Origin of the sequence: Buchnera aphidicola str. Ak (Acyrthosiphon kondoi) (genome assembly GCF_000225445.1) — a bacterium.
In the GTDB taxonomy this organism is placed as follows: domain Bacteria; phylum Pseudomonadota; class Gammaproteobacteria; order Enterobacterales; family Enterobacteriaceae; genus Buchnera; species Buchnera aphidicola_A.
Window position 1 is genome coordinate 487,274 of record NC_017256.1, and the last position, 26,068, is coordinate 513,341.

The 26,068-nt window shown below is 23.8% G+C and carries 20 protein-coding genes, 1 tRNA gene and 1 pseudogene; 16 read left to right on the forward strand and 6 right to left on the reverse strand.

Translation table 11 applies throughout. The features are described 5' to 3' along the window. The first annotated feature begins 6 nt into the window (after positions 1–6). The 3 genes from holA to tusA all read left to right on the forward strand — a co-directional run bounded on the left by holA (position 7) and on the right by tusA (position 1,979). Entirely contained in the window at positions 7–1,002 is a 996-nt protein-coding gene (gene holA, locus BAKON_RS02265) for a DNA polymerase III subunit delta (protein ID WP_014499583.1), read from the forward strand. Between the two features lie 24 nt (positions 1,003–1,026). Beyond that, entirely contained in the window at positions 1,027–1,671 is a 645-nt protein-coding gene (nadD, locus tag BAKON_RS02270; protein WP_014499584.1) for a nicotinate-nucleotide adenylyltransferase, read from the forward strand. Positions 1,672–1,745: 74 nt separating this feature from the next. After that, the gene (tusA, locus tag BAKON_RS02275; RefSeq protein ID WP_014499585.1) at positions 1,746–1,979 is read left to right on the forward strand and encodes a sulfurtransferase TusA; all 234 of its coding nucleotides are present in this window, start codon (positions 1,746–1,748) and stop codon (positions 1,977–1,979) included. A 143-nt stretch (positions 1,980–2,122) separates the two neighbouring features. Here tusA and asd read toward each other — a convergent pair whose 3' ends face one another. Then, a complete protein-coding gene (gene asd, locus BAKON_RS02280) occupies positions 2,123–3,235 on the reverse strand; it encodes an aspartate-semialdehyde dehydrogenase (RefSeq protein WP_014499586.1) in 1,113 nt (370 codons plus the stop codon). A 303-nt stretch (positions 3,236–3,538) separates the two neighbouring features. Here asd and BAKON_RS02285 point away from each other — a divergent pair, with 303 nt between their 5' ends. The 8 genes from BAKON_RS02285 to recD all read left to right on the forward strand — a co-directional run bounded on the left by BAKON_RS02285 (position 3,539) and on the right by recD (position 16,100). Further along, on the forward strand, positions 3,539–4,132 hold the full coding sequence (locus BAKON_RS02285) for a YhgN family NAAT transporter (protein ID WP_014499587.1): 594 nt from the start codon (positions 3,539–3,541) through the stop codon (positions 4,130–4,132). Positions 4,133–4,244: 112 nt separating this feature from the next. Next, the gene (locus tag BAKON_RS02290; protein ID WP_014499588.1) at positions 4,245–5,408 is read left to right on the forward strand and encodes a phosphoglycerate kinase; all 1,164 of its coding nucleotides are present in this window, start codon (positions 4,245–4,247) and stop codon (positions 5,406–5,408) included. A gap of 25 nt (positions 5,409–5,433) precedes the next feature. Next, a complete protein-coding gene (gene fbaA / locus BAKON_RS02295; protein WP_014499589.1) occupies positions 5,434–6,510 on the forward strand; it encodes a class II fructose-bisphosphate aldolase in 1,077 nt (358 codons plus the stop codon). Positions 6,511–6,653: 143 nt separating this feature from the next. Continuing rightward, positions 6,654–7,505 (forward strand): small-conductance mechanosensitive channel MscS, encoded by an 852-nt coding sequence (gene mscS, locus BAKON_RS02300; RefSeq protein WP_014499590.1) that lies wholly within the window; start codon positions 6,654–6,656, stop codon positions 7,503–7,505. 51 nt (positions 7,506–7,556) lie between these two features. After that, on the forward strand, positions 7,557–8,519 hold the full coding sequence (locus BAKON_RS03315) for an exodeoxyribonuclease V subunit gamma (protein WP_264357795.1): 963 nt from the start codon (positions 7,557–7,559) through the stop codon (positions 8,517–8,519). Positions 8,520–9,025: 506 nt separating this feature from the next. Next, positions 9,026–10,774: a hypothetical protein gene (locus BAKON_RS03320; RefSeq protein WP_343207504.1), complete on the forward strand. Its 1,749-nt coding sequence runs from the start codon at positions 9,026–9,028 to the stop codon at positions 10,772–10,774. A gap of 1 nt (position 10,775) precedes the next feature. Continuing rightward, a complete protein-coding gene (gene recB, locus BAKON_RS02310) occupies positions 10,776–14,297 on the forward strand; it encodes an exodeoxyribonuclease V subunit beta (RefSeq protein WP_014499591.1) in 3,522 nt (1,173 codons plus the stop codon). 6 nt (positions 14,298–14,303) lie between these two features. Then, a complete protein-coding gene (recD, locus tag BAKON_RS02315; protein WP_014499592.1) occupies positions 14,304–16,100 on the forward strand; it encodes an exodeoxyribonuclease V subunit alpha in 1,797 nt (598 codons plus the stop codon). A gap of 47 nt (positions 16,101–16,147) precedes the next feature. Here recD and argA read toward each other — a convergent pair whose 3' ends face one another. Then, on the reverse strand, positions 16,148–17,476 hold the full coding sequence (argA, locus tag BAKON_RS02320) for an amino-acid N-acetyltransferase (protein WP_014499593.1): 1,329 nt from the start codon (positions 17,474–17,476) through the stop codon (positions 16,148–16,150). 150 nt (positions 17,477–17,626) lie between these two features. Continuing rightward, positions 17,627–17,703 (reverse strand) — tRNA-Met (locus tag BAKON_RS02325). 108 nt (positions 17,704–17,811) lie between these two features. Between BAKON_RS02325 and mltA the strand changes: the two genes are divergently transcribed. The 5 genes and pseudogenes from mltA to nusB all read left to right on the forward strand — a co-directional run bounded on the left by mltA (position 17,812) and on the right by nusB (position 22,027). Then, positions 17,812–18,882, forward strand: a complete 1,071-nt coding sequence (gene mltA / locus BAKON_RS02330) for a murein transglycosylase A (protein ID WP_014499594.1) — start codon at positions 17,812–17,814, stop codon at positions 18,880–18,882. Between the two features lie 33 nt (positions 18,883–18,915). Next, entirely contained in the window at positions 18,916–19,392 is a 477-nt protein-coding gene (gene ribH / locus BAKON_RS02335) for a 6,7-dimethyl-8-ribityllumazine synthase (protein ID WP_014499595.1), read from the forward strand. Between the two features lie 49 nt (positions 19,393–19,441). Further along, positions 19,442–20,413, forward strand: coding sequence for a thiamine-phosphate kinase (thiL, locus tag BAKON_RS02340; RefSeq protein ID WP_014499596.1), 972 nt, complete (start codon positions 19,442–19,444; stop codon positions 20,411–20,413). Positions 20,414–20,469: 56 nt separating this feature from the next. Further along, positions 20,470–21,555: pseudogene (ribD, locus tag BAKON_RS03290) on the forward strand (bifunctional diaminohydroxyphosphoribosylaminopyrimidine deaminase/5-amino-6-(5-phosphoribosylamino)uracil reductase RibD). Between the two features lie 40 nt (positions 21,556–21,595). After that, complete coding sequence (gene nusB / locus BAKON_RS02355; RefSeq protein ID WP_014499599.1) at positions 21,596–22,027, forward strand: transcription antitermination factor NusB; 432 nt, start codon at positions 21,596–21,598, stop codon at positions 22,025–22,027. A 54-nt stretch (positions 22,028–22,081) separates the two neighbouring features. Here nusB and dxs read toward each other — a convergent pair whose 3' ends face one another. From dxs to BAKON_RS02370, 3 genes are all read right to left on the reverse strand, one after another. Then, the gene (gene dxs, locus BAKON_RS02360) at positions 22,082–23,908 is read right to left on the reverse strand and encodes a 1-deoxy-D-xylulose-5-phosphate synthase (RefSeq protein ID WP_014499600.1); all 1,827 of its coding nucleotides are present in this window, start codon (positions 23,906–23,908) and stop codon (positions 22,082–22,084) included. Positions 23,909–23,965: 57 nt separating this feature from the next. Further along, the gene (locus BAKON_RS02365; protein ID WP_014499601.1) at positions 23,966–24,814 is read right to left on the reverse strand and encodes a polyprenyl synthetase family protein; all 849 of its coding nucleotides are present in this window, start codon (positions 24,812–24,814) and stop codon (positions 23,966–23,968) included. A gap of 103 nt (positions 24,815–24,917) precedes the next feature. Then, positions 24,918–26,063, reverse strand: coding sequence for an MFS transporter (locus tag BAKON_RS02370; RefSeq protein ID WP_014499602.1), 1,146 nt, complete (start codon positions 26,061–26,063; stop codon positions 24,918–24,920). Positions 26,064–26,068 lie beyond the last annotated feature (5 nt).

Below are 26,068 nucleotides of genomic sequence, written 5' to 3' on the forward strand. Positions count from 1 at the left end.
ACTTATATGAATCATATAAATCCAGATAAACTAAAAAAAAAATTAATGCAGAAATTAAATTATTTTTATATTTTTTTAGGAGATGATCTATTTTTATCAGAAAAAAACCAACGTTTAATATTAAATTTTGCATTTGAAAAAGGATTTTTAGAAAAAGTAATAATTAATATAGAGAAGGATAAAGATTGGGAAAAAATTGTTTTTTTTTACGAAAATAAAAATTTATTTTTCAAAAAAACTACTTTAGTAGTGAATTTTCTTATGAAGAAATTAAATCCAATATTAATAAAAAAAATGCATAGAGTCTATTCATCATTGAATCTAGATATTTTAATAATATTAAAATTTAATCATTTATCTAGTTTTGTTCAAAAAAATAAATTATTAGATAAATTTGAAAATTGTGATATAGTTTCTTGTTTTACACCATATGAATTACATTTTATTCGTTGGCTTAAATATGAAATTCAAGAAAAAAATATAAATATAGAAGAAAAAGCGTTTTTTTTACTATGTAAATATTACGAAGGAGATACTTTATTTATATATAAAATTTTAGATATACTATTAATAACATGGCCTAATACTTTTATCACAACAGAAAAAATAAAAAAAATCATTATTGATTTTTTTGATTTTTATCCAATATATTGGGTTAATTCTATATTTTTAGGTCAAGCAGAAAAAGCCATTTATATATTAAATATTTTTTTTAAAAAACAATACAATCCTCTTTTTTTAATACGTTCCTTGCAAAAAGATTTATTAAAATTAATTTATATTAAACGTGAAAAACAATTAAGTATCCACTTTATTATGAAAAAACATAATATTTGGAGTTCGAGACATAAATTTTTTATAAGTGCTCTTAAAAAAATTAATAATAATAATTTATTAAAAGCAATTAATATTCTTGTACAAATAGAAATAAACATTAAAAAAAATTATAATAATCATGTTTGGAATCAATTACAAAAACTAACTTTAATATTATGCAACTAACATGTATATATAAAATAATAAAAAATGAAAAAGTTATATGGAATTTTCGGTGGGAATTTTGATCCTATTCACTATGGACATATTTATTCCGCTAAAAAGTTAGCAAAAGAAATTAACATAGAAAAAATAATATTTCTACCAAATAATTGTCCTCCTCATCGCGATAAAACTCAAACATCTTTATCAGATAAAATAAATATGATTAAACTTGCTATTAATAATCATTCTTTATTTGAAATAAGTTATTTAGAAACAAAAAAAAATAAATGTTTCTATACTATAGATACACTAAAAAAAATTAGAGAAGAAATAAGTTATTTAAGACCTTTATGTTTTATAATAGGAGAAGATAACTTGCAAAAATTCTATCTCTGGAAAGATTGGAAAAAAATATTATTGTACTCTCACTTGTTGATTTGTCCTAGAAAACATAAAAAAAAAAATAATAATGAATTAGAAAAATGGATTAAATCTCATATTGTATACGATTGTAATTTATTACATCAGAAATCATTTGGTTTGATTTTCTTTTCAAGAATACCTCTTATCAATATTTCTTCTACTAGAATAAGAAAAAATTATTTTATAGGGAAAAGTTCTCATTCACTCTTACCTCCTGTTGTAAATAATTACATTTTGTTTAAAAAATTATACTATAATAATAAATAGTGCTCTTAATTCTTTTATTTTATTTTTTACAACACTCAAATGTAAAATCAATTTGAATATATTCAATTAAAAAAATGAAGAAAAAAAATATTATTTTGAATTTAATTGGACTGAGATGTCCAGAATCAATCATGGTAATAAGAAAAACCATTCGTAATATGAAAAATAATGAAGAAATATTAATTTTATCAGATGATCCTACAACTAAAAGAGATATTCCAAATTTTTGTTATTTCATGGAGCATCAATTGTTAACACATGAAATACAAGTTAAGCCTTACCGATATTTATTAAAAAAAGGATTGTAAATTTTAAAGACTTTATAAAAAATTTCGTATAAAAAAATTTAATATATACACTTCACATTTTAATATACATGATCATTGTATATATAAAAAAATATAGTGTATATATTAAGAAAAATTTTATTGTTCTAATAATAAAAAATACATTATACATCAATTAGTATGTTTAACATTCTTCTTAAAGGTTCTGCAGCACCCCATAATAGTTGATCACCAACAGTAAAAGCAGATAAATATTTTTTACCCATATTTAATTTTCTTAAACGACCTATTGGTATATTTAATGTATTAGTTACGACAGAAGGAGTTAATTTCAATAATGTATCTTCTATATTATTTGGAATAACATTAACCCATTGATTATGATGCTCGATTATCTCTTCAATATTTTCTAAAGAAAGATCTTGTTTTAATTTAATAATAAATGATTGACTGTGACAACGAAGTGAACCTATTCGCACGCATATACCATCAATTAAAACTTGATTTTTATTTCCTAAAATTTTGTTAGTTTCAGCTTGTCCTTTCCATTCTTCTCGACTTTGACCATTACTCATTTCTATATCGATCCAAGGTATTAAGCTACCAGCTAAGGGCACAGAAAAGTTTTCTACAGGGAAATTAAAACTACGAGATATTTGAGTTACTTTCTGTTCAATATTTAATATTGAAAGAGAATTTTTTAACAAATCTTTGGCAACAACGTTATACATCATTCCCATTTGATTCAATAATTCTATGATATGACGAGCTCCTGCACCAGATGCTGCTTGATAAGTAGATACAGAAATCCACTCAATTAATTCTTTTTGAAATAATCCTCCTAAAGACATTAACATTAAACTAACAGTACAATTTCCTCCTACAAAAGTCTTGATTCCTATATCTATAGAATTCTGTATAAAATTATAATTAACTGGATCTAATATAATCACAGAATCACTTTTCATTCGTAAATAAGAAGCTGCATCTATCCAATAGCCTTTCCAACCATTTTTTCTCAATTTTCTATAAATTTTCTTAGTATAAAGACCTCCTTGACATGTAATTATAATATCCATTTCTTTTAATAAATCTATATTATAAGCATCTTCTAAAATATTATATGATATATTATTTATAATAGGAGCATTTTTACCAGCTTGAGATGTTGAAAAAAAAACAGGTTTGATTTTTGAAAAATCATTTTCTTCTTGCATTCGTTTTAATAAAACTGATCCAACTATTCCACGCCAACCGACTAAACCCACAAGTTTCATAATTAATAAATATACGGATAATTCACATTAACAATAATTTTTATCAAATAGATAACAAACGTAGTTAAAGTAAAATTTTCTTCCGTCTCCTGAAAATGATTGGTAAAAGAATATTAATTAATAATTATAAATTTTATATAAGAAAAATATATACTTTTAAAGATATTAAAATTTTTTAATAAAAATATTAAAATAGAAAATTCTATTTTAATTTTTAATATACTATAAAATCATAATTTTATATCAAAAAAAAGTATGGTATACAAATAAGAATATAATTTTAAAAGGATATAATAGATTAAAATGACTGAAATAATCTCTACGACCATATTACTAATTCTAATAATGGATCCTTTAGGCAATCTTCCAATATTCATGACAATATTAAAACATCTAGAAGCAAAACGACGAAGAATTGTAGTTATACGTGAAATGATTATAGCATTAATTGTTATGCTGTTATTCTTATTTGTTGGAGAAAAAATACTTATAATTCTAAATTTAAAAACTGAAACGGTTTCAATATCTGGAGGTATTATTTTATTTTTAATTGCTATTAAAATGATTTTCCCTTCTGAAGATAATAATAACAATGAAGTTTCTTCATATGAAGAGCCGTTTTTAGTGCCCTTAGCTATTCCGTTAGTAGCAGGACCATCTTTACTAGCAACATTAATGTTATTATCACATCAATATTTACATCATATGTTTTATTTAGTAGGGTCCTTATTAATTGCATGGTGTTTTACTGTTATAATATTATTATTATCTGGTTTATTTTTAAAATTGTTTGGTGCAAAAGGTGTTAATGCTTTAGAACGTTTAATGGGTTTAGTTCTAATTATGCTTTCTACTCAAATGTTTCTTGATGGAATTAGAGCATGGTTTAAAAATTAAAATATATTATTTTTTTAAAAACCTGTTATTAACAGAATAACAGGTTAAAACAAGTTTTTTAAAAAAATATAAAAAATAAAATATACGTAAATTACTATAAAAAGGTATTATCATGAGTATAAAAAAGATAACTGAAATAAATATAACAGGAAAAAAAGTTTTAATAAGAAGTGATTTAAATGTTCCTATAGAAAACGGGATTATTCAATCTGATGCTAGAATACTAGCAGCTCTTCCTACTATCGAATTAGCTGTTCAAAAAAAAGCTAAAGTAATTGTTATGTCTCATTTAGGAAGACCGAAAGAAGGATATTATACAAAAAAATATTCTTTATTTCCTATATTTAAATATTTTCAAAATAAATTCAAAAGCACAAAAATACATTTTTCTAATAATTTTTTAGATGACGTTGTAATTAAGCCAGGAGAAATTGCAATTTTAGAAAACACTCGTTTTAATACAGGAGAATTAAATAATAGTGAAATACTATCTAAAAAATATTCTAATCTTTGTGATGTATTTGTAATGGATGCTTTTGGAAGTGCACATAGAATGCAATCCTCTACTTATGGGATTGGAAAATTTGTTAAAATTGCATGTGCTGGGCTTCTTTTAACAAATGAAATCAATGCTTTAAAAAAAGCATTAAAAAAACCAAAACGACCAATGGTAGCTATAGTAGGAGGTGCAAAGGTATCAACTAAATTTAATGTATTACACAAATTATCTAAACTTGCAGATACGATAATAGTAGGTGGGGGTATAGCAAATACTTTTTTAGCTATTGATTACCAAATAGGAAAATCATTGCATGAACCAGATTTTATATTAGAAGCTAAAAAGTTACGCGATAAATATAATATTATTGTACCTATTGATTCTCGTGTTGGAAAAAATTTTTGTAAAAATGAAAAATCTATAATTAAATCTCCTGATAACATTGCAGAAGATGAGGAGATTATGGATTTTGGTGATCAAAGTATCGAAAAAATTGTTGATATTCTAAAAAAATCTCAAACAATTATTTGGAATGGACCAGTTGGAGTATTTGAGTTTCCAAATTTTAGAAAAGGAACTGAAACAATTGCAAAAACAATTGCACATTGTGATGCTTTTTCTATAGCTGGAGGAGGAGATACATTATCTGTTATTGATATGTTTAACATAAAGAATAATATCTCTTATATTTCAACTGGAGGAGGAGCTTTTCTAGAGTTTATAGAAGGGAAAAAATTACCTGCGATAGAAATGTTAGAAGAAAAATTTAAAAAATAAATTAAATAATTAATAGGAAAAAAAATTGAATATTTTAAATGTTATTGAACCTGGTGTTATGAATGGTGATGAAGCACGAATAGTATTCGAATTGGCTAAAAAAAAACAATTTGCAATACCAGCTATAAATTGTATAGGAACCGATTCTATAAATGCTGTTTTAGAAACCGCTGCGAAAGTAAAATCTCCAGTTATCATACAATTTTCACATGGAGGAGCTTCTTTTATTGCCGGTTATAAAAATAATTTTTCAAAAAATCAAGAACAAGCAACGAAAGGATCTATATCTGGTGCTCAACATGTACATTTAATGGCAAAGTACTATAAAATTCCAGTAATACTTCACACTGATCATTGTCCTAAAGAACTATTATCATGGATTGATGAACTATTAGAAGAAGGTAAAAAATATTATAACAATAATAATAGACCTCTTTTTACATCTCATATGATTGATTTATCAAAAGAAAGTTTGCATGAAAATGTTTCTACATGCAAAAAATATTTAAAAAAAATGCATGATATTAACATGATGTTGGAAATAGAATTAGGATGTACAGGAGGAGAAGAAGATGGTATTGACAATACTACGATAGATAAAAAGTTACTTTATACACGACCTCAAGATGTTAATTATGCTTATGAAGAATTAAACAAAATTAGTAAAAATTTTAGCATCGCTGCTTCTTTTGGTAATATACATGGTGTTTATCAACCTGGTAATATTGATCTTCGACCTATTATTTTAAAAAATTCACAAGATTTTGTGAGTTCTAAACACAATTTAGAAAAAAATCCATTAAATTTAGTATTTCATGGAGGTTCAGGTTCACATTTGAAAGAAATTCAGGAATCAATTGAATATGGAATCGTTAAAATGAATATTGATACTGATATACAATGGGCTGCATGGAATGGTGTTTTAAATTTTTATAAAAAAAACAAAGAATTTTTACAAAATCAATTAGGAAATAAAAGCGATCAAAATAAACCTAATAAAAAATACTATGATCCAAGATCATGGATAAGAAAATCACAAGAATCTATGTCAACTAGATTAGAAAAATCATTTAAAGAACTAAATGCTTTTAATATTTTATAACAATTTTTAATTTTATTCCGGGGAATAAATAAAAATATTCTCCGAAGAGTAGATTTATTAAAAGATATGCTTGTATTAAAAAAATAGTAATAAATAATTATAAAATTTTTAGTCACTAATAGTTAAAATATACAGAGATCATAATGGATGAATTAAATGTAGTAAATGATATTAATCATGCAGGAAATTGGTTGATACGTAATCAAGAATTACTGCTGGGATATATGGTAAATCTAACATCTGCTATTATTATTTTAATAGCCGGAATGTTTATATCTAAAATTATATCAAATGGAGTCAATCAAGTATTAATTACTCGTAATATTGATGCTACTATTGCTGGTTTTCTTTCTGCATTAATGCGATATATTATTATTACTTTTACATTGATTGCTGCATTAGGTCGAATTGGAGTACAAACGACATCAGTCATTGCTATATTAGGAGCTGCTGGTATGGCAATTGGTTTAGCTTTACAAGGATCTTTATCTAATTTTGCAGCTGGTGTATTATTAGTTACTCTTAGACCATTAAAAACTGGAGAATATGTTAATTTAGGAAATGTTTCAGGAACTGTATTAAATATTCATATTTTTTATACGACACTCCGTACTTTAGACGGAAAAATTGTAGTAGTACCTAATAATAAAATTATCTCCGGTAACATTATTAATTATTCACGAGAACCTGCACGCCGTAATGAATTTATTATAAGTGTATCATATGATAGTGATATTGATTTAGTAATAAAAGTATTACGCACAGTAATAGAAAAAGAAGATAGAGTAATTAAAGACAAAGATGTTATTGTTGGTCTTAGTGAATTAGCTCCATCTTCTTTAAATTTTATAGTTCGTTGTTGGAGTAAAAATCATGATTTAAATTCAGTATATTGGGATTTAATGGCTAAATTTAAAAAAGAATTAGATAAAAACAATATCAATATTCCTTACCCTCAACTAGATATAAATCTCTATAAAAAAGATCAAAAATGAAATTTAATAAAAAAAACCTTTTATTGTATTCTAAAAAAAAATTAGGTCACCATGTTTATAGTATATAAATCAAATTCACTAAATAGATTATTATTAAAAGCGTATCATATTATCCAAAAAAAACCTCTGTCTAATATTTTCGAAAAAGAGATTTTTGTTCATGACAACAAGATACTTTTTCAATATTTAAATATATTTTTTGCCGAAAAAACAGGAATTTCTGCTAATTTTAAATTATATCATCCTAATTATTTTATATGGAAATTATTTAAAATAATACTATCTAAAAAAAAATTAAAAAATACATTTACTCATGCTATGATAGCTTGGGAAATTATGAAGATTCTAGATAATAAAAATTTTCTAGAATATTATAATGAAAAATTAGACAACATACAAAAATTTAAATTTTCATTTTTAATGGCAAATATATTCGAACAATATATTGTTTATCGTCCTAATTGGATTAATGAATGGGAAAAAGAACAAAATATATCAATTACTGATCCAATGGCAAAATGGCAAAAAAAATTATGGATGAAAATAACATCTAATATAAAAAAAATATATCCATTTAGCTGTCATTTTGCAAAATTATTTTATAGTATACAAGCATTAATTCAAGAAAAAAAAATAAAAAAAAAATATTTACCGAATCGCTGTTTTATTATTTCTGATTTGACATTGAATCCTTCTTATATCAAAATTCTTAAAAAAATAAGCACATATATTAATATTTATTTTTTATACATTACACCGTGCAAAAATAATATATTCTATTTAATTAAGGATAATAAAGTTTCTTTACATGAAAAAATAGAAAAAAAAAATATGTTTCATAATTCATTAATAATGTTATGGATACAATATGAAAAAATTTATTCTTTATATATTATACAATCGAAAAAAATTAAAAAAATAAATTGTTTTAAAAAAAATAAAAATGATAATTTATTAAATAATATTAAAAACGATTTTTTAGAAGGTAACAAATTAAAAAAAAAAGATTATTAAAACCAACAGACAATTCAATTTCTATAAATATTTGTTTTAATAAAAAAAATGAAATTGAAATACTACATAAAAAATTATTAGTATTTTTTTCTGAAAATTCATCTATAAAACCTGGAGATGTAGTTGTTACATCTTTTTCACTTGAAAGTTATATTTCATATATTGATTCAATCTTTACATCATTAGACAATAAACAACAAATTCCTTTTTTTATCTCTAAAAAATTTTCTAAAAAGACAGAAATAATATTCTCTTCTTTTAAAAAAATACTAAATTTATCTAATAGTCGTTTTGAAAATGAAGAAATACTAGAATTACTAGATGTTCCTGAAATAGCAAATAAATTTAATTTTTTAGAAGAAGAAATAAAAATTTTATATCATTGGGTAGAAGAAGCAAATATTCGATGGGCCATTGATTCTAGACATAAAGATTATTTATCTTTTCCTGAAAACAAAGAAAATACTTGGTTTTACGGTATAGAAAAATTACTCCTTAGTTATGCAATGAATGATACGGAAACAATTTGGAATAATATTTTATCATGTAGTTTAATTAATGGTTCTAGAGCAGAATTAATAGGAAAATTAATTATATTTATAAAGGTACTTAAAAAATGGCAAAATAAATTGTCAAAATCGCAAAATCTTACATATTGGCGTTCATTATCTAAAAACTTAATTAATGATTTCTTTTATTATAATAAAAAAACGGAACAATCTATTCATATGATTCACAGATATTGGATAGAAATGATTGATGATGGTTTATCATCTAACTATTCAAATAAAATCTCGATCAATATACTAAAAAAAAATTTTTTCTATAAATATTATCATACTGATAATCAAATGTTTTTTCCTGGGGTAGTAAATTTTTGTCATCCTGCTTCTATATGTTATATTCCATTTAAAATAATATGTATTATTGGATTTGATCATCTAAGTATTCCAAAAATTAATCATTTAGATAATTTTAATTTATTAAAAAAATATCCATTAATCGAAGATATTGATATATATCAAAAATATTGTTACTTATTTATTCAAAGCATATCCTGTGCTGAAAAATATTTTTATATCAGTTATGTTGGATATTCTCTTAAAGATGAAAGTAAAATATATCCTTCTGTTTTAGTCGATCAATTATTAAATTATATAGCGTTTAATTTTTATCTTATAGGCGATAAAAATTTAACTTTAAAAGATAATACTAAAAAATTAATTAAACATCTATGCAAAAAATATAAAAAACAATATTTTTATGAAAAAAAAAATATAAATTATCTTACTAAAGAAAATTTCAATAAGATATTTAAATATCCAGAAAAAAACATTTATGAAAAAGATCTATTAAATAAAAATAATTTCAACAAAATTAATATAAAAGATTTAATAGATTTCTGGAAAAATCCAATACGATATTTTTTTAATTTTAGCTTAAACATAAAAATAAATATAAAAAAACAAATACTTAATACAACAGAACCCTTTTTAGTAGATCAATTAGAAGCTTTTAAAATCAAAAATATTTTGTTAAACAAAATTATAAATAATCAAAATACAATTAAATTATTTCAATATTATATTCTTTCTGGAAAATTACCTTATCATTTTTTTGGAAAAATTTTTTGGGATCAAAATATTAAAGAAATAACATTAATTGCAAAAGAAGTCATGAAATATAGAGTTTTAACACACGAAAAAAAAATTAATTTAAACATAGAAAAATATCAAATTAATGGAATATTATATGAAATACAAAAAATAGGATTACTGCGTTGGAAAATAAATAGAATAAATTATAGTGATCGTATTTCTTTATGGTTAGAACACTTAATTTACTCGGCATCAGGCGGTGATGGAGAAAGTATAATAATAGGTTATAAAAATCAAAATTGGTCTTTTTCCTCTTTGAGACCTGATATAGCATATAATTATCTTTTAAAATATATTAAAGGATATATCAAGGGTATAAGACAACCTTTATTATTAACAAAATCAGGTGCATCTTGGCTTGATCAAGTCTATGACATAAAAAATAATTCAATCAAAAACGATGATCATACAAAAAGAAAAGGATATAAAAAATTATTAGAAACTTGGATGGGAAACAGTTATGTTGAAGGAGAAAAAGAAAATTGTTACATTAAAAATATATTTAAAGAATTAAGTACAAACGATATAAAAAAAATTTGCGAAACAGCTAAAAAATGGTTAACTCCAATATTAAAAAATAAAAAAATAAAGAAATAATATGAATATTACCAATAAAAAAGAAAAACTTAATATATTTAAAATATTTATTAATGGAATAAATTTAATAGAAGCTTCTGCAGGAACAGGAAAAACTTTTACGATTGTACTATTATATTTACGTTTATTATTAGGTATAGAAAAAAAAAAAATACACACAAGAAAATTTTTAGTACATGAAATACTAGTAGTAACTTTTACTAATTCAGCAAAAGAAGAATTATATATACGTATTAAAGAGGGTATTGAAAATTTATATTTAACTTGTATCAATAAAAAAAATATAAATTTTTCTTTTGATTTTTTTTTAAAAGAAATAAAAGATATCGATGAAGCTATTTATATTTTAAAAAAAGCACAAAATGATATAAATAACTCTTCTATTTATACAATACATAGTTTTTGTCAACATATATTACAATTACATACCTTACATTTAAATTTTTCTTTTGAAGATAAAATTATTGAAAATGAAGACCATTTGTATCTACAAGCTACACAAGATTTTTGGAGACGCTCTTTTTACAATTTACCAGAAAATATTATTAATATTATTTATAAAGATTATAAAAATCCAGATTCTCTATTAAAAAAAATAAAACCATTTTTTCATATGCAGTCAATAAATTTTAATAAAAAAATTTTAAACAATAAAAAATTAATTATATATCATCAAAGAAATATACAAAAAATTATTTTTTTTAAAGAAAAATGGTTAATTTATAACCAAATAATACTAAAAGAAATTAATATTTTAAAAATAAATAAAAAAATATACAATAATTTTAATCTTTCTAAATGGATTAATAATATTACAATATGGGCAAAATCTGAAACTGAAGATTATACAATACCTGTTCAATTAAAATATTTTTCAAAAAAAAATATAAAAAAAAATACAATCAATAATGCTTGTTCAAAGTATATTATTTTTGAAGAAATTGAGAAAATATTAAAAGAAAATTTTTCATTAAAAAATATTATTATAATCTATGCTATAAAAAAAATTAATAAATTTTTACTAAAAGAGAAGAAAAAAAAATCATTAATAGGATTTAATGATTTATTAAGTATTCTTTTAAAAACTATAAAAAAAGAAAAAAACCTAAGAAACTTAATAAGAAAAAAATATCCAGTAGCATTTATTGATGAATTTCAAGATACTGATATTCAACAATATAAAATATTTAATCTTTTATATAAAAAAAGCGAAAAAACGGCATTATTTCTTATCGGTGACCCAAAACAAGCAATATATAGTTTTAGAGGTGCTGATATTTTTTCTTATTTATATGCAAAATCTAAAATAAAAAAATACTATTATCTTGATACTAATTGGCGTTCTTCAATAAATATGTGTAGAAGTGTTAACTTTTTATTTTCTCAATATAGCAATCCATTTATTCTTAAAGATATTCCATTTATACCTATAAAACCTTCTTCTGAAAATTCACATATGAATTTTACAATTAATGGGATCTCTCAAATTCCGATGACTTTTTTTTTTCAAGAAAAAAAAGAAGTAGATATGGAAGATTACCAGGTTTGGATTTCAAAACAGTGCGCTAATGAAATTAGTTGTTGGTTAAATTACGCAAACAAAGGACAAGCTAAAATTACAATTAAAAATAGAGAAAAAAATCTCACAGCTAGCGATATTGCTATATTAGTTAGAAACAAAAAAGAAGCTGGTTATATTCAAAAAGAGCTAGAAACACTTAAGATAAGTTCAATATATTCATCTAATAAAAATAGTGTATTTCAAACTTTTGATGCTCAAGAATTACTATTAATACTAGAATCTATTTTAGAACCCGACAATGAACAATCTTTAAGAAAATCAATTTCTACACATATTTTCCAAAAATTATTAGATATAGTGAAAAAAAAATCAATAAAAAAAAGTTTATATTTTATAATGGAAAAATTATATGAATATTATGATATATGGGAAAAGGTAGGTATTTTCCATATGATTAAAGCTATAATATTAGAATATCAAATAAATTCTAATGCTATAGAAATAAATCAGAATTATATAAAAAATTTAAATTTTCTACATATAGCAGAATTATTACAAGAACAATTTCAATTTCTTTATAAAAAAACATCTTTAATTCGTTGGTTTCAAAAAAAGATTTTACAAAAAACACAGCCTTTATATAATGAATATATTAGATATATTAATGAATCTCAATCAGTTAAAATTATTACTATACATAAATCAAAAGGATTAGAATATCCGATAGTTTGGATACCTTTTGGAATAGATTTTAAAAAATCAACATTATCTATTTATCATAATCAAAAAAACTTCAAAATTTTTTTTGATATAATGCAAAGTAATGAAAATATAAAAATGGCAGATAAAGAAAGATTAGCAGAAGATATACGGTTTTTATATGTTGCACTTACAAGATCAATTCTGCATTGTAGTATCGGAATAGCATGTTTAACAAAAAAAATAAAAAAAAATACAAATAATAATAGTGCTGTTCATAAAAGTGGTTTAGGATATACTATACAGTGTGGAAAGCCTATGAATTATGAAAATTTATTTAATCAATTAAAAAAATTAAGTACAAATAATCTTATAGAAGTAAAAAATAATATAGATAATTTTAAATTATTCATACCTGAACAAACAATATATTTAATACGTCAAAATAATTATTTAAATGAAAATATTAAAAATATTTGGAATATAACAAGCTTTACTCAATTAAATAAAGAAAACCAATTATTAACAAAAAGAAATGAAGAAAAAATCATCTCAAAAGATTTTTCAATAAAAATTATAAAAAAAAACAATAAATCTTTAACAATACATAATTTTCCGAAAGGAAAAAATACTGGTTTGATGATTCATTATATATTAAAACATCTAAATGTCTTAAATAAGAAAAATTATAATTGGTTTTCTGAAATTTTAGAAAAATATAACATTTCTCTAAAATGGACTTCTGTATTAATTTCTTGGGTAAAAAATATCATCAATACTCCATTCTATAAAAAAAATATTATTTTATCAGAAATAAATGAAAAAAAATGTATAAAAGAATTAGAATTTTTTTTTCCTATAAAAAATATACTATATAGCACAGAATTAAACAAAATTATTCAGTCTATAGATCCTATATCTACTATCTCTCCAAAATTATTATTCAATCCAGTAAAAGGAATATTAAAAGGATTTATTGATTTAGTTTTTATTTGGGAAAAAAAATATTATATATTAGATTATAAATCCAATTGGTTGGGAAAAAATAATAGTTTTTATTCTAACATGTATATAAAAAAAGAAATCATTAAAAAAAGATATGATTTGCAATATCAAATATATACTATAGCCATACATAAATATTTACAAAAAAAAATAAAAAAATACAATTATAAAGACAATTTTGGAGGTATTTTTTATATTTTTTTACGTGCTATGGATCATAATAAAAAAAATAATGGAATTTTTTATACTATTCCAGATTATTCACTAATAGAAAAAACAATACACTTAATTTCGTAAAAAAATATGATTATATTATTAAAAAAAGCTGTAAAATTAAAGATTATACGTCCAATTGATTTTTATTTTTCTCAGTTTGTAGCCCAAAAGAACACCATTGTTATGTTAGTTGCTGCTTGTGTAAGTTATGAAAACAATAAAGGACACATTTTTCTACCAATTAAATATTTTGAAAAAAATTGTTTTTTTTCAAGTTCGAATGAAAATTTTATAAAAAAAATATTAATAATTCTTAAAAAAAAAATAAATTGGTCTGTTGAGTTATTGAAACACGCATCTATTAGTAACGGATCTATCCCTACACCTTTAGTCTTATACGAGAAAAAAATATACCTGTATAAAATGTGGAAATCTGAAAATAATATTTTTAACCATTTGTATATAAAAAACAAAAAAAATAAAATTAATTTCATAAAATGTTCTAAAATATTAGATAATTTATTTTCTGATAAAACTATTAATTTTCAAAAAATAGCAGTAGCGCTAACTTTAATAAATTCTATAACTTTTATTCTTGGTGGTCCTGGAACCGGAAAAACAACTACTATATTAAAAATAATCATTGCATTAATTAAAAGTTCAAAAACAGAGATTAAAATTCAATTATCTGCACCAACAGGGAAAGCAACGACACGTTTAAATCAAATAATAAACAATAATATTTTTGATCTTTATTTATCTGAAAAAGAAAAACGTTCACTTCCATCAAGAGCTACAACTATACATCAACTATTAGGAATTCAAAAAATATCACAAAATAGCTTTTTTAATAAAAATAATTTATTAAATTTAGATGTTTTAATTATTGATGAAATCTCAATGGTAGATATTTTAATGATGGAAAAAATATTATTTTCAGTTTCAAAATATACTAAATTAATTTTTATAGGAGATCACAATCAATTATGCCCAATAGAATCAGGTTCGATTCTAAGAAAAATTTGTAATTACAACTATAATAGATATAGTTTGAAAACTATAATGAATATTGAAAAACTTACGCAGTATAAACTATTAAAAAAAATAAATAAAAAAACAACAACATTTATCAGTAATAGTATATGTATTTTAAAAAAAAACTATAGATTTGAAAAAAATTCAGGAATTTATTTTTTATCAAATGCTATTTGTCATAAAAAAACAAAAATTATTGAAAGTCTATTTAATAATTTAATAGAAAATGTTTTTTTTTACGAAACGAATTCTATTCAAAAATATAAAAAAATGATTACAAGAATAGTTTCAAACTATCAATTTTTTTGGGAAAAAATATATAAAAAAGCAACAATCAAAGAAATTATAGAATCTTTTCAAGATTATCAAGTGTTATGTGTATTACATGATGGTTTATTTGGTGTAAATATTTTAAATAAAAAGTTAGAAGAAAATATGTATCAAAAAAATATGATTAAATATTTCTATATTAATGGAGAACAATGGTATGTAGGAAAACCCGTAATGATTACTGATAATAACAAATATTTAGATGTGTTTAATGGAAATATAGGCATTACAAATATTAATAAAAACGGTGTTTTACAAGTATCTTTCTTGAAAGAAAACAATATAATTAATAACATTCCTGTAAAAATTTTAAGAAATTATAAAACTGCTTGGGCTATTACTGTTCATAAAGCACAAGGTTCAGAATTTATGCATACAGCTTTAATATTACCAGATTTTAATTCACATGTTTTAAATAAAGATATTTTATATACTGGTATAACAAGATCTCGAAAAATATTGAGTATTTTTTCAGATAAAGAAATATTTATAAAAACTGCTTTAAAAAATACAGATTAAAAATAGTTTTATGGTAATAATTTATTTTATAAAATATTTATAGATATTTAAATTACATCAATCATCAAAATTTTTGAACCGCGCTGATAATTGTACATTTTCTTTTTACTTTCAGGTAACATTTCAATGTCGACTAAGACAAAACCTCTTTCTTGAAACCAATGAATACTCTGGGTTGTTAATACAAAAATCTTTTTTAAATACATTTCTTTAGCATGTATTTTGATTGTTTTTAATAGTAAATCACCACGAGAAGAATTTCGATAATCAGGATGAACAGCTAGACACGCCATTTCTCCTATTTTTTCTTTTAAAAAAGGATATAGCGCTACGCAAGCAATAGTTAAATTATCGTGTTCAATAATAGTAAATTTATCTACTTCTATTTCTAATTGCTCTCTTGATCTACGAACTAAAATACCCTTATTTTCTAAAGGACGAATTAATTCCAGTATCCCTCCGATATCATTAATACTGGCTCGTCTTATTTTTTCCGCTGATTCCATAACCATCTGAGTACCAATACCATCACGAGAAAATAATTCTTGCAATAGTGCTCCGCTCTTATGATAGCTAATTAAATGACTACGATTAACACCACTTTTACAAGTTTTTATTGCTCCTCTTAAAAAACGAACTGTTGGAGAAATATAATCACCTGTTCTTTCTAACTTTATAATTGTATTTCTTATATCATTAGGTAACAATTCGGAAATAATTTTACCTTTACAATTTATAACACCTTGATTACTACAAAAACCTATCATTTTTTCTGCTTTTAGTTTGATACTCACTTGAGTTGCTATTTCTTCAGAAGTCAAATTAAAACTTTCGCCTGTCACTGAAACAGCAACTGGACCAATCAAAACTATAGCTCCATTTTTTAATTGACAATCAATCGCATTTTTATCAATTCTTCTGATTCGACCGCTATGACAATAGTCTATACCATCATCTACTCCTAATGGTTGAGCAATAATGAAATTACCACTCACTACATTAATATTTGCTCCTTGCAGAGGAGTATTAGTTAAACTCATTGACAAACGTGCTGTAATGTCAAGTTGCAATCTGCCTGCTGCTTGTTTTACTTGTTCTAAAGATTCTAAATCAGTAATACGTATATATTTATGGTAAATAATTTTAATATTTTTTTCTGTTAGACTAGCATTAATTTGCGGACAAGCACCGTACACAACTACTAAACGAATACCTAAACTATGTAATAAACCTATATCGTTAATAATACCGGAAAAATTTCCATATTTAATAGCTTCACCGCCTAACATTATCACAAATGTTTTACCCCGATGAGCATTAATGTAAGGAACGCTGTGACGAAAACCCTGAACTAATTCAGTATTACGTTCTTTCATAACAATCCTCTTGCATTTTTACTGCAACCTATATATTATTTTTTATTAATATAATTTTTCTTATCTCGGACAAGATTAAGATGTTAGAAAGTTTTTTTGAAAAAAATGGGGTTAAATTAAATTTTTTAGTGTAATTTTATTATAATTTATTGGTTGCGGGGGCTGGATTTGAACCAACGACCTTCGGGTTATGAGCCCGACGAGCTACCAAACTGCTCCACCCCGCGTCTGTATTAAAATATATTATACACTTTTATAAAAAAATTGCAATAATTTTTATGTATTAAATAATTATTTAAAATAATCTCACAAATCAATAAAATTTAACATAAAAAATGAAAAAAATAACAATAATACTCTTTATTTTATTCCTTTCGCCTATAACATCATATGCACATATACTCATTAATCAAGGACAACAATACGAAAAAAAACTAATACAAAATTTCACAAAAACAAAAAAAATAAATATTTCAAAAAAAATAACTAATTCACAATTACTTCTGATACAAATAGAAAAAATAAAAAAATCTTCTCCATCTTTATATTTAAAAAATAAATCTCTTTACCAGAAAATTGAAAATTGGTTAAAAAATAACTCTAATATTAATGAAATAAATCAATTTGGAATTGATTTATTTCAAATGAAAGGAACAGATAACTATGGCAATGTTAAAATAAGTGGATATTATACTCCGATAGTACAAGCCAGTAAAATTAAAACAGATAACTTTAAATATCCAATATATTCTATGCCTTATCATCTGAATAAAAATGAACCTTTACCAAAAAGAAAAGATATATATAATGGAATTTTAGATAAAAAATATATTTTAGCTTATAGTAATTCTTTAATAGATAATTTCATTATGGAGATTCAAGGAAGTGGATTTATAGATTATGGAAATAATAAAAAATTAATTTTTTTCAGTTATGCAGGGAAAAATGGATGGCCCTATAAAGCAATTGGACAAATTTTAATAAATCGTGGTGACATACAAAAAAAAAATATGTCGATGCAATCCATTAAGAACTGGTTTAAAAAACACACTAAAAAAGAAATACAAGATTTATTAGAAGAAAATGAATCTTTTGTATTCTTTAAAGAAACAGAAAAAAAAGAAGTATTTGGTGCAAGTAGAGTTCCATTAATAGCGCAAACATCAGTAGCAGCAGATAATTCTATAATAAAAAAAGGAAGCGTGATTTTATTAAAAATGCCATTGCTTGATCAAAATGGTTTATTTATAAATAAATATGAAATGCGTCTAGTAATTGCACTAGATGTAGGAGGTGCAATCAAAGGTCAACATTTTGATATTTACCAAGGAATCGGCAAAAAAGCTGCTATATTAGCAGGTTTTTATAATCACTACGGATATGCTTGGGTTTTAAACAATAAATAATTAACTATCTTGATTTTAATAATGAGTAAAAATATGAATATAATTCAATCAGGAATTAGAGCTAAAAACGCATCTATTGCTATAATCATTGCTCGATTTAATCAGTTTATCAACAATAATTTATTATTAGGAGCATTAGATACTTTACAAAGAATAGGAGAAGTCAATAAAGAAAATATTCTAAAGGTATATGTGCCAGGAACATACGAAATACCGACTGTTGCAAGTCATATCGCACATTCTGGTAAATATGATGCTATCATTGCTATAGGAACAATTATAAAAGGAAATACTGATCATTTTAAATATATTGCTAGTGATACTAGCAGTAGTCTTTCTAGAATTAGTACTCAATATTTTTTACCCATCACATTAGGCATATTAACAACAAAAAATATTGAGCAATCTATTGAAAGATCTGGAACAAAAATGGGGAATAAAGGTTCTGAAGCTGCTTTAGCTGCATTAGAAATGATTAATATTATGAAAAATTTAAAAAAAGTATTATAATATTAAATATTTTTTATTCAATATCTATTTTGAAATTTAACTATAAATAATGAAATATACTGAATTTGAAATTATCTCACGATATTTTCAACGTAATCAAAAAAAAGATTGTAATGAAATTAAAGGAATTGGAGATGATAGTGCTTTAATAAAAATACCCAAAAATAATGTTCTAGCAATTAGCACCGATACATTAGTTGAAGGAACTCATTTTTTAAAAGATATATCTCCTGAAGATTTAGCATACAAAACAATAGCAGTTAATCTTAGTGATCTTGCTGCAATGGGTGCCAATCCTAAATGGACTACATTATCTATTACAATGCCTAAATCTGACAGTTTATGGCTAGCAAAATTTAGCAATAGTTTTTTTGATATGTTAAATAAATATAGTGTAAAATTAATTGGTGGTGATACAAACTGTGGCCCGTTGAGTATAACCTTAAGTATTTATGGATTATTAAAAAAAAATACTGCTTTACTAAGAAGCAATGCTAATGTAGGAGATTTAATTTATGTAACAGGAACTCTTGGAGCAAGTGCTGCTGGTTTATTTTTACTTAAAAAAAAAATTTTCATAAAAAACGCTAATGTGCGAAACTATTTAATTAAAAAACACCTAAATCCTGTTCCTAGAGTTTTTGAAGGAATCGCTCTTAGAAAAATTGCTAATGCAGCTATTGATATATCAGATGGATTAATTTCTGATTTAAGTCATATATTAAATAATAGTCAGTGCGGAGCAAATATTAATTTAAACATGCTACCTATTTCAAAAGTTTTAATTAATAATTTTCAACATCAATATTGCTTAGATTGGGCATTGAACATAGGAGAAGATTATGAATTATGTTTTACTGTATCAAGAAAAAATATAAAAAAAATGGATTTAATTAAAAAAAAATTTTTAGTTAATTTTACATGTATTGGATATGTCACACCAATCGAACAAGGTTTTAACTTTTTTTATAATAAAAAGAAAATTATTTTAAATAAAAACGGTTTTGATCATTTTAATTAAAAAATTTTATAAAAAATAAAAAAATATGTTGGTTAAATATGAATGATATATTTTATATGAAAAGAGCAATAGAACTTAGTAAATTAGGTGAATTTACTACAGCACCCAATCCTAATGTAGGATGTGTAATTGTAAAAAATAACATCATTGTTGGTGAGGGATGGCATAAACAACCAGGAACAAATCATGCAGAAATTAACGCATTAATCATGGCTGGAGAAAAAGCAAAAGGAGCCACAGCTTATATAACACTAGAACCATGTAATTATTTTGGAAAAACACCACCATGCTGTAATGCACTTATTGCAGCCGGAATCAATCATGTTGTTATTTCTAATATAGACCCTAATCCTAAAGTTTCTGGTAATGGTATTTTATACTTAAAACAAAACGGTCTTTCTGTAGAAATAGGTTTATTATCAAAAGAGTCTAAAAAATGTAATAAAGGATTTTTTAAAAGAATGAAGACTGGTTTACCATGAATACAACTAAAACTAGCTATGTCCATAGATGGAAAAATTGCTATGAAAAACGGTGCTAGCAAATGGATTACGTCAAAATACGCACGTCAAGATGTTCAAAAATTTCGGGCAAAAAGTTCAGTTATTCTTAGCAGCAGTTCTACTATTTTAAATGACAATCCTTTGTTAAATGTACGTTTACAAGAATTTGATAAAAAAACACTATCTATTTTCCCTCAAAAAATATTTCAACATCCAATAAGAGTAATTATAGACAGTAAAAATCGTGTTCAACCATCACATAATATTATTAAAACTGAAGGAAAAATCTGGTTAATACGATTAAAATCTGATAAAAAAATGTGGCCTGGAAACATAGCACAAATTATAGAAAAAGAACACAATAAAAAAATTGATATATTTTCTCTTTTAAAATTTTTAGGACGATCAGAAATTAATAATGTTTGGATAGAAGCAGGAAGCACTTTATCAGGATTTTTATTAAATGCGCATTTGATAGATGAATTAATTATATATATGGCACCGAAAATACTGGGACATGAAGCAAAACCATTATGTAAAATTTATAAAAAATTAAAGATATCAGATTCTCTTCAATTCAAATTTCAAGATATTTGTAATATAGGTTCTGATATAAGATTAATCTTATCTCCTAAATAAATATAATACTAATATATAACAAACAAGAGAGATTTTATTTATGAAACCATCTTCTCGACGAAAAGCACGCGCGTGTGCTTTACAAATGCTATATTCTTGGGAAATCTCTCATAATAATATTAAAGAAAGTGCTATTCAGTTCTTAAAAGAAAGAAATAAAAAAAATATTGATATTATATACTTTTATGAATTGATTATTGGAATTACATGTGATTGTGAAAATATAGATAATTTAATGAAACCTTATTTATTCAGATCACTCAAAGAATTAGGACATATTGAAAAAGCAATTCTTAGAATTTCATTCTATGAATTACATAAAAGAAATGATATACCTTATAAAGTATCTATCAATGAAGGTATTGAACTAGCTAAATTATTTGGTTCTCAAGATAGTCATAAATTTATAAATGGTGTTTTAGATAAAGCAGTTTTTAAAATGGGCTATAATAAAAAAATTATTATTACATGATATTTTTATAAAAAATATGATTTTTTTTATTTAGTTCTATCAATATTTTCTATATCATTGTTTTAACCAATAAAATATTTGTTTATGAATACCTTCTGCATCTAATTTATAATCATGTCTAATTTCTTCTTGAGTACCTTGTGGTACAAATACATCTGGTAATCCAATATTTAAAACTGGCAGGAAAATTTTATTGACCATAATAAATTCATTTACAGCACTTCCTGCCCCACCAGAAATTACACCTTCTTCAAGAGTAATAAAGAATTTATGCTTATAAGATAATTTTAAAATCATATTTTCATCTAATGGTTTAACAAAACGCATATCTACTAGTGTTGCATCTAAACTATCTGCTGCAAAAAAAGCGTTTTGTAATAAAGTACCAAAATTTAAAATTGCTATTTTTTTTCCAGTTCTTTTTATTATAGATTTTCCTAATGGAATACTACTCATAGGCATTAATAATGCTCCAATACCATGTCCTTTAGGATATCTTACAACGCTAGGACCCTTACTATACATATAACCAGTATAAAGCATTTGACGACATTCATTTTCATCACTAGGAGTCATAATAACTATGCCAGGAATACATCGTAAATATGCTAAATCAAAAATTCCTTGATGAGTTTGTCCATCATTTCCAACAATACCTCCTCTATCAACAGCAAATAAAACAGATAATTTTTGTAGCGCTACATCGTGTATAAGTTGATCATATGCTCTTTGTAAAAAAGTTGAATAGATAGAAACTACTGGTTTGTAACCACTAATCGCAAGACCAGCAGCAAAAGTAACTGCATGTTGTTCAGCAATAGCAACATCAAAATATTGATTTGGGAAAAGACGAGAAAATTTTAACATTCCAGAACCTTCACACATTGCAGGTGTAATAGCTATTAATTTTTTATCAAATGCAGCTATTTCACACAGCCAAGAACTAAAAACATCTGAATAACTGAGAGAATTTGAAACTGATCTATTACATGAAGATATTGCATGCCATTTAATCGGATCTCGTTCAGCTGGAAGATAGCCTTTTCCTTTTTTAGTTACAAGATGTAACAAATAAGTACCTGTTTTATTTTTTATTTCTGTTAATATATTAATAATAGAAAAAATATCATGACCGTCAAATGGACCTAAATATTTCAATCCCAAACTAGAAAATATAGAGTTAAACGGAATATGATTTTTTTTCGATTTTTTATTTTTTCTGAAAAGTTGTTGATGAAAAAAACGCATTATTTTTTGATCTTTTTTAATGTTTTTAATGTTTCTCAAAATCTTTAGATGATTATGTAAAGCTCCTACGTTTTTTGAAATAGACATTTGATTATCATTCAATACAACTAATAAATTAGATTTTATTTCTCCAGCATGATTCATAGCTTCAAATGCCATACCAGCAGTCATAGCACCATCACCAATAATACAAATAGTTTGCCTATTTTTTCCTTCTTTTTCAGCCGCAATAGACATACCCAAACCTGCACTGATTGAAGTAGAAGAATGACCAACACTTAAAACATCAAATTCACTTTCTTCTCGACAAGGAAATGAATGTAATCCATTTTTTTTTCTAATACTACTAATTTTTTTACTTCTTCCAGTTAATATTTTATGAGGATACGCTTGATGTCCTGTATCCCATAATAAATTATCGAATGGAGTATTATAAATATAATGAAGTGCTACAGTAATTTCCACTACACCTAATCCAGAAGCAAAATGTCCTTTGGAAACAGTAACTATATCTAATAAATATGCACGTAGTTCAAAACATAGTTGTGGTAACTGTTCGATACGTAATAGTCTTAGATTTTCTACTGAATTAGCGAAAGATAAAATTGGATATTTTTTAGAATTAAAATTCATTGGATGCTCATTATTAAATTTATTTAATACTTTTAATTATGAATTTTGTTAATTTTTCTAGCATATCAGTATTAATTTTTTTTTTTTTAAACTATCTAATGCTAAAAATGATTGTTTATATAGTTTTTTTATTTTTTCTTTTGATTTATCTAAACCTATTATTGATGGATAAGTATATTTTTTAATTGTTTTATTATCCTTTATTTTTATACTATCATTTTTTAAATCTAAAATATCATCTTGAATTTGAAATGCTAAACCAATAGAAATTGAAAAAAAATCTAATATTGATAATATAGATTTAGAAAAATTATCAGAAGAAAAATACACCAAACGTACAGCTGAGCGCATTAAAAAAGCAGTTTTATACAAATTAATAGTTTCTAATTTAGATAATTTTGATTCTTTTTTTTCTTCTTCTAAATCTAACTTTTGACCCATACACATTCCAGACGCACCAATAGAACTAGATAATTCAGAAATCATTTTCATACGTTTTAAATTAGATACATCTGGCATAAAGCTTTTTGACAAAATATTAAATGCAAGACTTTGCAAAGCATCACCCGCAAGTAGAGAAGTACTTTCACCATATTTTATATGACAAGAAATTTTTCCTCTTCTATAATTATCATTATCCATACAAGGTAAATCATCATGTATTAAAGAATACGAATGAATGCATTCAATAGCAGTAGATATTACGTCTAGTGTTATTAAATTTACTCTAAAAACCTCTCCAGTTACATATACTAAAGATGAACGTAATCTTTTACCACCTGAACATACACCATATTTCATTGCTTTCAAAAGATTCGAGTTTTGAAAAGGTAACGCATTTAAAGTATTCAATAATTTTTTATTTATACGATGTTTATATTTCTTGTGCAGACGAGAAAAATGCATATTTAGACACCTAAAAAAATAAAAATTTAATTTTTTATAAAAAAGAAAAAAATTATAACAAATATCTGTTATATATTAAATTTAATTATACTATAGATAAAATTTACTTCTTGCAAAAAAAACTAAGAATCAACCATAATATAACAATAAATATCTCGAACAAAAACATTTGTGAAAAATTTAAAAAACTATATAACCATCCACTGGAAACACCTCCAAAAAAAATACCTAAAAACTGGCTAGTAGAATAAATACTCATTATACTACCTTTATAATTATTTAATGATTGTTTACTTAGATATGAAGGTAAGAAAACTTCAAGAAAATTAAATGAAATAAAAAAAATTTGCAAAGCAATTATTAAAAATAACAAATTATTTTTTGCTTCTAAAAAAATAATTGCTGAAAAAAAAATCCATACAATGCATATTTCAATAATGTTTTCTAGAACATATTTATATTTACAATAAAATATAAATAAGAACAAAATAAAAAAAGAAATTAATATAGTACCTAAATAAACCTTCCAATGATTATTTAAAGAAAAACCAGATATTTCAAATTGATTAGGAATAATCATAAAATTAATCATCAATAAAAAATGTAAAAAAAATATACCTAAATAAGATCTAAAAAATTGTTTATTTAAAATAAATTTCAGTGTTTTGCTATATGAACAATATATACTATTTTTTTTTGAATAAGGAATAACAGCATAAACAATAATCATACAAATAATAGACAATAAAACAGATATCCAAAAAATCGAAAAAATTCCAAAATATTGAACAATTACTGGTCCAGAAACCATGGCAATTAAAAAAGAAATAGCAAAACTTACACCTATAGCCGCAATAGATTTAACACGATTTTCTTCTCTAACTAAATCCGATAAAAAAGCCATACATACACCAGATATAGCTCCTGAACCCTGTAAAAACCTACCAACTATCAACCCCCAAATTGAATGAATATTGGCCGATATTATATTTCCAATAAAAAACATAAAAAGACCTAATAAAATTATTTTTTTTCGACAAAACTTATCAGATAATATTCCAAATGGGATTTGAAAAATTACCTGGGCAATACCATATATTCCTATCGATAAACCAATTAAAAATTTATTTGCTCCATCTAAAAACATCCCATACTTACTCAAAATAGGAAGAATCATAAACATTCCTAACATACGCAATAAAAAAATTATACAAAAACTCAATGTGACTTGTAATTCTAAAAAGTTCATTTTAT

Bases quoted from the DNA above. Each gene is read 5' to 3' on its own strand.
- holA (WP_014499583.1), top strand. From the start codon at position 7: ATGAATCATATAAATCCAGATAAACTAAAAAAAAAATTAATGCAGAAA.
- nadD (WP_014499584.1), top strand. From the start codon at position 1,027: ATGAAAAAGTTATATGGAATTTTCGGTGGGAATTTTGATCCTATTCAC.
- tusA (WP_014499585.1), top strand. From the start codon at position 1,746: ATGAAGAAAAAAAATATTATTTTGAATTTAATTGGACTGAGATGTCCA.
- asd (WP_014499586.1), bottom strand. From the start codon at position 3,235: ATGAAACTTGTGGGTTTAGTCGGTTGGCGTGGAATAGTTGGATCAGTT.
- BAKON_RS02285 (WP_014499587.1), top strand. From the start codon at position 3,539: ATGACTGAAATAATCTCTACGACCATATTACTAATTCTAATAATGGAT.
- BAKON_RS02290 (WP_014499588.1), top strand. From the start codon at position 4,245: ATGAGTATAAAAAAGATAACTGAAATAAATATAACAGGAAAAAAAGTT.
- mscS (WP_014499590.1), top strand. From the start codon at position 6,654: ATGGATGAATTAAATGTAGTAAATGATATTAATCATGCAGGAAATTGG.
- BAKON_RS03315 (WP_264357795.1), top strand. From the start codon at position 7,557: ATGTTTATAGTATATAAATCAAATTCACTAAATAGATTATTATTAAAA.
- BAKON_RS03320 (WP_343207504.1), top strand. From the start codon at position 9,026: ATGAATGATACGGAAACAATTTGGAATAATATTTTATCATGTAGTTTA.
- recB (WP_014499591.1), top strand. From the start codon at position 10,776: ATGAATATTACCAATAAAAAAGAAAAACTTAATATATTTAAAATATTT.
- recD (WP_014499592.1), top strand. From the start codon at position 14,304: ATGATTATATTATTAAAAAAAGCTGTAAAATTAAAGATTATACGTCCA.
- argA (WP_014499593.1), bottom strand. From the start codon at position 17,476: ATGAAAGAACGTAATACTGAATTAGTTCAGGGTTTTCGTCACAGCGTT.
- mltA (WP_014499594.1), top strand. From the start codon at position 17,812: ATGAAAAAAATAACAATAATACTCTTTATTTTATTCCTTTCGCCTATA.
- ribH (WP_014499595.1), top strand. From the start codon at position 18,916: ATGAATATAATTCAATCAGGAATTAGAGCTAAAAACGCATCTATTGCT.
- thiL (WP_014499596.1), top strand. From the start codon at position 19,442: ATGAAATATACTGAATTTGAAATTATCTCACGATATTTTCAACGTAAT.
- nusB (WP_014499599.1), top strand. From the start codon at position 21,596: ATGAAACCATCTTCTCGACGAAAAGCACGCGCGTGTGCTTTACAAATG.
- dxs (WP_014499600.1), bottom strand. From the start codon at position 23,908: ATGAATTTTAATTCTAAAAAATATCCAATTTTATCTTTCGCTAATTCA.
- BAKON_RS02365 (WP_014499601.1), bottom strand. From the start codon at position 24,814: ATGCATTTTTCTCGTCTGCACAAGAAATATAAACATCGTATAAATAAA.
- BAKON_RS02370 (WP_014499602.1), bottom strand. From the start codon at position 26,063: ATGAACTTTTTAGAATTACAAGTCACATTGAGTTTTTGTATAATTTTT.